We start from the raw sequence: 3011 nt of genomic DNA, 5'->3' as shown, positions 1-3011 counted from the left end.
CCCATACGCGCCCAATGAGCTCCATCATCGAGGCTGAAGAACACGCCCGTTTCCGTGCCGACGAACAGCAGCCCATCCCGCACTGGGTCTGCGCGCAAAACACGAGTGATCTCGCCAGAAGGGAAATCTCCATTGATCGCCTGCCATGTTTTGCCACTATCCTTGGTGCGGAAGAGATAAGGCTGGTAGTCAGACAGTTTATACCGCGTCGCTGCCATATAAACCGTGTCTGGATCGTGCGGGGATATTTCGACGCAGCCGACGTAAGACAGCTCTGGCATGCTGTCGGGCGTAACATTCCTCCACAGCTCACCGTCGTTGCGTGTCACATGAACGAGACCGTCGTCTGTAGAGGCCCAAATCTCGCCTTTGCGATGTAGTGATTCAACCACCGAGGCACACGTAGCGTAGACTTCGGCACCGGAGTTGTCGGGCGTCAAGGCGCCTCCGGAATAGTTCTGGCGTGCGGGATCGTTGAGGCTGAGATCTGGCGAGATGACAGTCCAACTCGCCCCTTCGTCCCGGCTGCGGAAGACGTGATTGCCTCCGGCATACAGCGTAGTCGGATCGTGCGGAGAGAAAGTGAGTGGGAAGGTCCAGGCGAAGCGGTAGCGCATGTCCTTCGGCGCCATACTAACCGTGTATTCCGGCCAGACACTCACGACGCGAATCTGCCTGGTACGGTGATCGTATCGTTGCAGAACTCCACAGCCACCCGGGCTCGAGCCGACAGCGCCGCAATATACCACCTCGGGGTCCCTCGGATCCACGACAATGAAGCCGCTCTCGCCGGTGCCAGGATAAGTCCAGTCGCCCGAATGGATAGCACCCCATTCCGAGGCGCTCGGGACGGAGATTGCAGTGTTGTCCTGCTGGGTGGCGGAAACCCGATAGGGATATCGGTCGTCGACGTCAATGCGATAGAACTGCGCAGTCATCTGATTGTAGATTGATGACCAGGTTCTGCCGCCATTGAAGGTGACACAGGCACCGCCATCGTTGCCTTGGATCATCCTCTTTGGGTTAGCCGGGTCGATCCAAAGATCGTGGTTGTCGTCATGGGGCGTGGTCACCTCCCCAAAGCTCGCGCCGCCATCTGTCGACTTCCACATTTGCAGATTGCTGACGTAGACCGTATCGGCATGTCCGGTGTCTGCGAAGACATGTGTGTAATAGAAGGGGCGGTGCATCAGGTCGCGGTTCTGCGAAACCTGGAGCCAGCGGTCGCCGTAGTCATCTGTGCGATACAGCCCGATCCTGTCGTCCTCTGCCTCGACGAGGGCGTAGACGCGCCCTTTCTGCGCCGGCGAGACAGAGACACCGAGCTTGCCGAGCAAGCCGCTGGGCAGACCGTTACGGCCCGACAGTTCCTCCCAGGTGTCACCACCGTCAAAGGAGCGGAACATGCCACTACCCGGCCCGCCGCTGTTAAGGTGCCAGAAGTTCCGCCGCGCCTCCCAGGTGGTGGCGAAGATAATGCGTGGATTGTTCGGATCCATCGAGATGTCGACGGCGCCCGCATCGGGAGTTCGATAGAGGGCCTTCTCCCAAGTGTTGCCGCCGTCCTTCGAGCGGAAGACGCCGCGTTCATCGTTGCGCCCGAATGCGTCCCCGAGCGCCGCGACATAGACGATGTCTGGATCATTCGGATGAATACAAATCCTGCCAATATGGCGGGTTTCTTTCAAGCCCAGATGACTCCAAGTGCGACCAGCATCGGTCGACCGGTATACGCCATCCCCATAAGAGACGTCACCTCGGATCGTGCTCTCCCCCGTTCCTGCATAAATGACATTCGAGTCAGAGGGGGCAACTGCGAGCGCACCAACGCTAGCGGTCATAAAGAACCCGTCAGAGACGCAACGCCAGTAAACGCCGCCGTCGATGGTCTTCCACACGCCACCCGCGCACGCCCCAAAATAAAACACCATAGGGTCGTTCGGGTCGCCGGCAACCGCCACAACGCGGCCGCCTCTGGCGGGTCCGATACAGCGCCACCTTAAGGCGTCAAACATGTCCGCCTCTGTCGCCCGGATCTGAGTTGAGACCACAGTACCTCCCGCCATTTGCTGCTTTTGCGCCGTTAAGCCTGCCTTCAAATTACGTTTAGGGCCGACCGTCACATTGGATGATGTGCGAATCAAGGACGTCCTCATTCAAGTGACCAGGAGCGGCACAACATGGGGCATTCGCGTGGCAACTTAACGCGCAATCTACCCCGACCGCTGAAACATGCGCGGCACAAAGAGCCCAACTTTGAAATAGCTGAGCTCGGAAACGCATCCGTGGCTACCTAGTACGTGCCGGCACATCGCAGCCTAATTGAAGCCGGGGAACAACGACATTGGCGCGCAACGAGAGAATCGTCCTCGCTCTGACCTAAGTAGAACGGTTTGTACGATCCTTATGAATGCATGGATAACCTGGAACGTCTCAGGTCAGGGGTCAGGAGCAGATGCGAAGGTAAATGGCAGCTTCGGCCATCCGCCTAGGCGGAGCCGGCCCGAAGTGAGGCTGCGACGCCTTTCCAAGCAAGACGCCCCAATAAGGCGAATCAGCCGAAATCCGACCCAGTTGTGAAATGAGAAACTCACGACAAAGCAACCTATGAAATGCAGGCGATCGATTCGTCCGCGCGTTGCGGTTCCGTTTTCAGCCTGTTGGTGCCATGATCTCAACTGATGCGCGATCAGATCGCGTCGACTTGGAAGGCAGATACATGGACGATCTTGATCGGCGGATCCTCTCGGCGCTCCAGAAAAACAATCGTCTTTCTTTCGCAGAGATAGCTGACCTGGTGGGCTCGTCTGCAGCCTCATGTATGCGCCGGGTCAACAGGCTTCGCGCTGAGGGCGTCATTATAGGCGACATCTCCCTTGTCGACCCCAAGGCACTCGGAAAGTCGCTCACCGTTGTTGTCACGGTGGAACTGGATCGTGAGCGCCTCGATCTAGTTGATGATTTCAAGCGGGCGATGCGCGCGGCACGGGAAGTTACCCAGTGCTACATGG

At 58.1% G+C, this 3011-nt stretch carries 2 protein-coding genes; one reads left to right on the top strand and one right to left on the bottom strand.

What is annotated here, in order from left to right; translation table 11 throughout:
- Positions 1-1961, bottom strand: a 1961-nt coding sequence (locus tag EOA29_RS30965) for a hypothetical protein (RefSeq protein ID WP_210213189.1), incomplete at its 3' end; no start/stop codon positions are given.
- A 707-nt stretch (positions 1962-2668) separates the two neighbouring features.
- Here EOA29_RS30965 and EOA29_RS30960 point away from each other — a divergent pair.
- The coding region (locus EOA29_RS30960) for an Lrp/AsnC family transcriptional regulator (protein ID WP_245468592.1) at positions 2669-3011 on the top strand (343 nt) is incomplete at its 3' end.

Source organism: Mesorhizobium sp. M1E.F.Ca.ET.063.01.1.1 (assembly GCF_003998155.1).
Lineage (GTDB): Bacteria > Pseudomonadota > Alphaproteobacteria > Rhizobiales > Rhizobiaceae > Mesorhizobium.
Note: the sequence above shows the minus strand (reverse complement) of the source record. Positions and strands in the feature narration are given on the sequence as shown.